3 protein-coding genes are annotated in these 5,498 nt (G+C 68.2%); 2 read left to right on the top strand and 1 reads right to left on the bottom strand.

The window, feature by feature from the left end; all coding sequences use genetic code 11:
* Both D7Y13_RS37765 and D7Y13_RS37760 read left to right on the top strand, forming a co-directional pair.
* Positions 1-1,495: hypothetical protein (locus D7Y13_RS37765; RefSeq protein ID WP_208734531.1), on the top strand; the 1,495-nt coding region annotated here is incomplete at its 5' end.
* A 51-nt stretch (positions 1,496-1,546) separates the two neighbouring features.
* Entirely contained in the window at positions 1,547-3,895 is a 2,349-nt protein-coding gene (locus D7Y13_RS37760; protein ID WP_120585964.1) for a Tex family protein, read from the top strand.
* A 609-nt stretch (positions 3,896-4,504) separates the two neighbouring features.
* Here the strand turns inward: D7Y13_RS37760 and D7Y13_RS49080 are convergent.
* Complete coding sequence (locus D7Y13_RS49080) at positions 4,505-5,245, bottom strand: IS630 family transposase (RefSeq protein WP_120585962.1); 741 nt, start codon at positions 5,243-5,245, stop codon at positions 4,505-4,507.
* Positions 5,246-5,498 lie beyond the last annotated feature (253 nt).

Genomic DNA, 5,498 nt, shown 5'->3' with positions numbered 1-5,498 from the left:
CCAGCGAGGCCTGCTCGGTGGCGAGCACGAGCGCCGTGACGTTGCCCGCGGTGCGCTGGCGGTCCGCGAGCTCCGCCGCCGCGTCGGCGGCCTGGAACACCTCGCGGCGCAGGGCGACGAGCTGCTGCCGGGGCCGTCCTTCTACCGGCGGGTGGTGGCGGTGGATGCGGCCACGCGGACGCTGACGCTGGACATCCCGCTGCGCCAGGGCCTGTTGATGCGCGACTCGGCGCGCGTGTATGGCATTCCCGCGCACCTGACGGAGGTTGGCATCGAACACCTGTCCATCGGCATGCGGGAGAACCCCACGGCGGGTACGGGCGAGGAGGACTACAGCGTGCCGGGCACGGGCGCGTACGCGATGCACGACGCGGTGGCGGTGCGGATGAACCACGTGGTGGACGGGTGGATCCGCGGCGTCAGCTCCTACCGGCCGCCGTCCAACACGCGGGACGTGCACCTGCTGTCCAACGGCATCGACCTGGATTACTCGCGCAACATCACCGTGGACGCGTGCCAGATGGAGAAACCCCAGTACATGGGGGGTGGCGGAAACGGCTACCTGTACTCGATTCGCGGCAGCGACAGCCTCTTCAAGGACAGCGTGGCGTACGGCGGGCGGCACAACTTCGACTTCCGCTCCATGCACACCACCGGCAACGTGCTGTTCAACAACCGCGCGTCCAACGGGGACAAGGTGTCCGACTTCCACATGCACCTGAGCGCGGCGAACCTGGTGGACAACACGACGCTCTACCAGGAGCGCTTCGAGGCGGCGGACCGGACGCCCTACGGCACGGTGAGCCACGGCGTCACCACGACGCAGAGCGTGTTCTGGAACACCAACGGGGCGAAGGCACCGGCCTACGGGGGCTCCAGCGTCGTGCGCTCGCAGCAGTACGGGCAGGGCTATGTGATTGGCATGCGTGGCAGCGTGACGACCGTGGACGTGTCGGTGACGACGAAGACGGCGCCGGCGGACCTGGCGGAGGTGGCGACGTCCGGAAATGAACTGGTGCCGCAGTCGCTCTACGTGGACCAGACGCAGAAGCGCCTGGGGCGCGCGGTGGAGCACGACGCGCGGGCGCTGGTGTACCAGGCGGAGAACCTGAAGCCGACGAGCGCCGGTGACCTGTCGTCCACGAACGTGGAGACGGGCGCGGAGCTGGGCGGCATCCGCTACCACAACACGAACGCGGTGGGCGCGAAGGTGACGTACACGCTCATGCCGCGCACGGTGGGCACGTTCGCGGTGCGGGTGCTCACCAAGCGCAACAACGGGCGCGGGCAGTACCAACTGGACGTGGGGGGCGTGGCGGTGGGCGGGACGCGGGACGAGTACTCCAGCGGCACGGCGTACGCGGAGGTGGAGCTGGGGACGGTGACGTTCACCGACCTGGAGCCCAAGCTGTTCACCTTCACGGTGGTGGGGAAGAACGCGGCGAGTACGGGTTACAACGTCGCATTGGATGCCATCCGACTCGTCCGGCGGTAGGGGGTGTCGCGTCTCTGGGAGGCGCGGGCGGACCGGGGTATAGACGGGCCCATGCACGTCTATGCCGCCGCGTTGGCCCAGGAACTGGGCATCAAGCCGGAGCAGGTGGACCGGACCCTCGCGTTGCACGAGGAGGGGGGCACGGTCCCCTTCATCGCGCGCTACCGCAAGGAGGCCACGGGGGGCCTGGATGAGGTTCAAATCCAGGCCATCCTCGACCGCTCGTCGGAGCGCGCGGAGCTGGATGGGCGGCGCGACACCATCCTGCGCAGCATCGAGGAGCAGGGGAAGCTGACGCCGGAGCTGTCGAAGGCGCTCCAGGCGGCGCGCACGCGCGCGGAGCTGGAGGACCTGTACCTGCCGTACAAGCCCAAGCGGCGCACGCGCGCGGCCATCGCCCGGGAGAAGGGGCTGGAGCCGCTGGCGGACCTCGTGTGGAAGCAGGAGGGGCAGCGCGGGGAGAACGTGGACGCGCGCGTGAAGCCCTACGTGGACACGGAGAAGGGCGTCGCGGACGTGGCCGCCGCGCTGGCGGGCGCGCGCGACATCTGCGCCGAGCGCGTGGCGGAGGACGCGAAGCTGCGCCGCGAGGCCCGCGACCTGTGCACGCGGCGGGGCACGCTGCGCTCGGACGTGGTGCCGGCGAAGAAGGGCGAGACGACCAAGTTCGAGAACTACTACGGCCACGAGGAGCCGCTGTCGCAGGCCCCGTCCCACCGCGTGCTGGCGCTGTTGCGCGGGGAGGAGGAGGGCGTGCTGAAGGTGAAGCTCGGCCTGCCGGACGACGAGGTGAAGGGGCTCTTCACCGGGCGCGTGGTGACGCGACCCCAGTCGCTGTTCGCCGGGGAACTGCGCGCGGCGGTGGAGGACGGGTGGGAGCGGCTGATGGGGCCGTCGCTGGAGTCGGAGCTGCGCACGGAGCTGAAGGAGCGCGCGGACAAGGGCGCCATCGGGGTGTTCGGTGAGAACCTGCGGCACTTGCTGCTGACGGCTCCGGCCGGGGCTCGCGCGGTGCTGGCGTTGGACCCGGGACTGCGCACGGGCATCAAGCTGGCGATGATGGATGTGACGGGGACGGTGGTGGAGACGACGACGCTGTACTCGGAGCGCAGCGCGGACGAGCGGGCCCGGGCGGCGAAGTTGTTGGAGGCGGTGGTGCGCAAGCACAAGCCGGAGCTGATCGCCGTGGGCAACGGCACGGGCAGCCGGGAGGCGGAGATCTTCACGCGGGACACGCTGAAGGCGCTGGGCCTGCAGATTCCGGTGGTGTCGGTGAGCGAGCAGGGCGCGTCCATCTATTCCGCGTCGGAGGTGGCGCGGGAAGAGTTCCCGGAGCTGGACGTATCGCTGCGCGGGGCGGTGTCGATTGGGCGGCGGTTGCAGGACCCGCTGGCGGAGCTGGTGAAGATCGACCCGAAGAGCATCGGCGTGGGGCAGTACCAGCACGACGTGGACCAGGGCCTGCTCAAGAAGAAGCTGGGCGAGGTGGTGGACTCGTGCGTGAACGCGGTGGGTGTGGACGTGAACACGGCGTCACCGCAGTTGTTGGAGCACGTGTCCGGCGTGGGGCCGTCGCTGGCGAAGAAGCTGGTGGCGCACCGGTCGGCGAAGGGGCGCTTCACCACGCGGCGGGAGCTGCTGAAGGTGAGCGGCCTGGGGCCGAAGACGTTCGAACAAGCGGCGGGCTTCCTGCGCGTGCGCGGGCCGGAGCCGCTGGATTCGAGCGCGGTGCACCCGGAGCGCTACTCCGTGGTGGAGCGGATGGCGAAGGACCTGGGCGTGGACGTGGCCTCGCTGGTGGGCAACGCGACGCTGGTGCGCAAGATTGAAGCGAAGCGCTATCTGGGGCCAGAGCTGGGAGAGCTGACGCTGAAGGACATCCTGGCGGAGCTGGAGAAGCCGAGCCGCGACCCCCGAGGCGACTTCACGGCGCATGCGACGCGGGATGACCTGCGCTCGCTGGAGGACGTGAAGGAGGGGATGGTGTTGCAGGGCACGGTGACGAACGTGACGGCGTTTGGAGCGTTCGTGGACGTGGGAGTGCATCAGGACGGGCTGGTGCACGTGTCGCAGTTGTCCACGCGCTTCATCAAGGACGCGTCGGAGGCGGCGAAGGTGGGCGACCGGCTGACGGTGAAGGTGCTGACCGTGGACCTGGCGCGCAAGCGTCTGGCGTTGTCCGTGAAGGCGTTGCAGGAGGGCGGGGCGCCGCAGGCGTCCGGGAGGCCCGCGGTGGGCGGAGCCACGGGGCAGGGGCGGATGACGGAGCGGCCGAGCAGTGGGCCTTCACGGCCGCAGGGCGGCGGGCAGCGGCCTCCAGCGCAGGGACAGGGGAATCAGGCCCCGGCGCAGAAGAAGCCGGAGCCGTTCAACAACCCGTTCTCGAAGCTGAAGCGGTGACCCGGGAGTCCACACGGCGGACCCGCAATCCTCATGAAAGAGGTTGCATGTCGCCGTGTGGATGGGTGTCAGGGTTGGGGATCCCTGCTGAGGACGCTGAAGGTTTCCTCACACCACGAGAGGTAGTCGGTCTCGTGTTGTCCCATGGGGGCCTTCATCCACTCCAGGTATCTGGGGCGCCATCGGCTCAGCATCTGGTGAATCTCGCTCCTACGCTCCAACTGCCTCGCCGCACGACAGTATCCCCACAGGGCCAATGATGCGGCTGAGCGACACGTGGGCATCCGTAGGTCGACCTTGGGTGCCCCGAGGATGGTCAGCACCTCGGAGCACACCTTCATCACACCTTCGAGATCCCCTGCCTTCGCCCTCCGCTCCGAGATGCCAATCCTCCGGGCGGCCCGCATGCCTGCGATGATGGACAAAAGCATCTGTGCTCCCTGGAGTTTGAATTACAGGTGGCTGGGGTTGGCTTTGCAGAGGAGGAAGGAACTCATGCAGGACGCCTTGCAGACCCCTCTCGTCACGGGATTGCCGCAGCTGTCGCCGCAGAACTTGAGGCATCCAGCTAGCAGCAATTCGCAGCTCGGGCCAGGAACCTTTTCGGCACTACCACGGTGAACACGGCGGTTGAGGCGGGTAGCCGCAGTAGGCGAACCAGGCCGCTGCGTCCTGTGGCCGCACGGTTGCGAGTGCCTCTCGCATCGCTTCGCGGAGGGCCACATGCGTGCGGGCGCCGATGGCCCGCATCCGCGTCTTTACTTTCAACCAGCACGACTCGATGGGGTTGAGTTCTGGGCTGTAGGGCGGCAGGAAGAGAAGACTCGCCTTGCGACTGCGAATGAGTTGCTCGACTGCCGGTCGGTGATGGGGGCTGAGGTTATCCATGACAACCACGTCGTGAGGTTTGAGGATGGGTAGAAGTCCCTCACGGACGTAGGTTTCGAAACGTTCGCTGTTGGTAGCGCCCTCAAAAGTCAGTACCGGCCCCACTCCTTGGAGCGTCAGGTCCCCTATCATCGTGACTTGTTGGCGACGGCCCAGGGGCACGTAGCCGCGAGCGCGCTGCCCACGTCGAGCACGCCCATACCGGCGCGTCATGGTGAGGGTCGCGGCAGTCTCGTCGATGAAGTGGAGGCGCGCGGGCTTCAGTTGGGCGGCCGTAGCCAGATACCGCCTGCGGGCCCGGCGATTCTTCGCCAGCCTCCGCTCGGAGGCGAGGAGTGACTTTTTTTGCGCGTATAGCCTAATCCTACAGTCGCAGATTGAGCCGCGCCCCTCGGGCTCGGTAGTGGCACTGCATGGCCACGGCTTGGTGGTGGCGTCGCCAGCGGCTCCACGCCAGGGCATGCGAGAGCGGTGCGACTACGCGTCGCAGGAGCGAGAGCAGCAGCCCTCGCACCTCCTGGACGGAGTAGCGGACGGTGAGCGTCAAGGTAGTTGTCGCGTGAAAGGGTTCAGCCGATGCGTTTCAGCTCCTGCACTTCCGGTGAGGGGTTGAGGCGCACGGGGCCCGCGGGCGTCCAGTCGCGCGTGTCGCGGCTCCATCGCTCGGGGTGACGGGCGCGGGCGCGCTGGTACACTTGGTGACGCTGGGCGAGCA

The organism is Corallococcus praedator (assembly GCF_003612125.1).
In the GTDB taxonomy this organism is placed as follows: Bacteria; Myxococcota; Myxococcia; order Myxococcales; family Myxococcaceae; genus Corallococcus; species Corallococcus praedator.
Note: the sequence above shows the minus strand (reverse complement) of the source record. Positions and strands in the feature narration are given on the sequence as shown.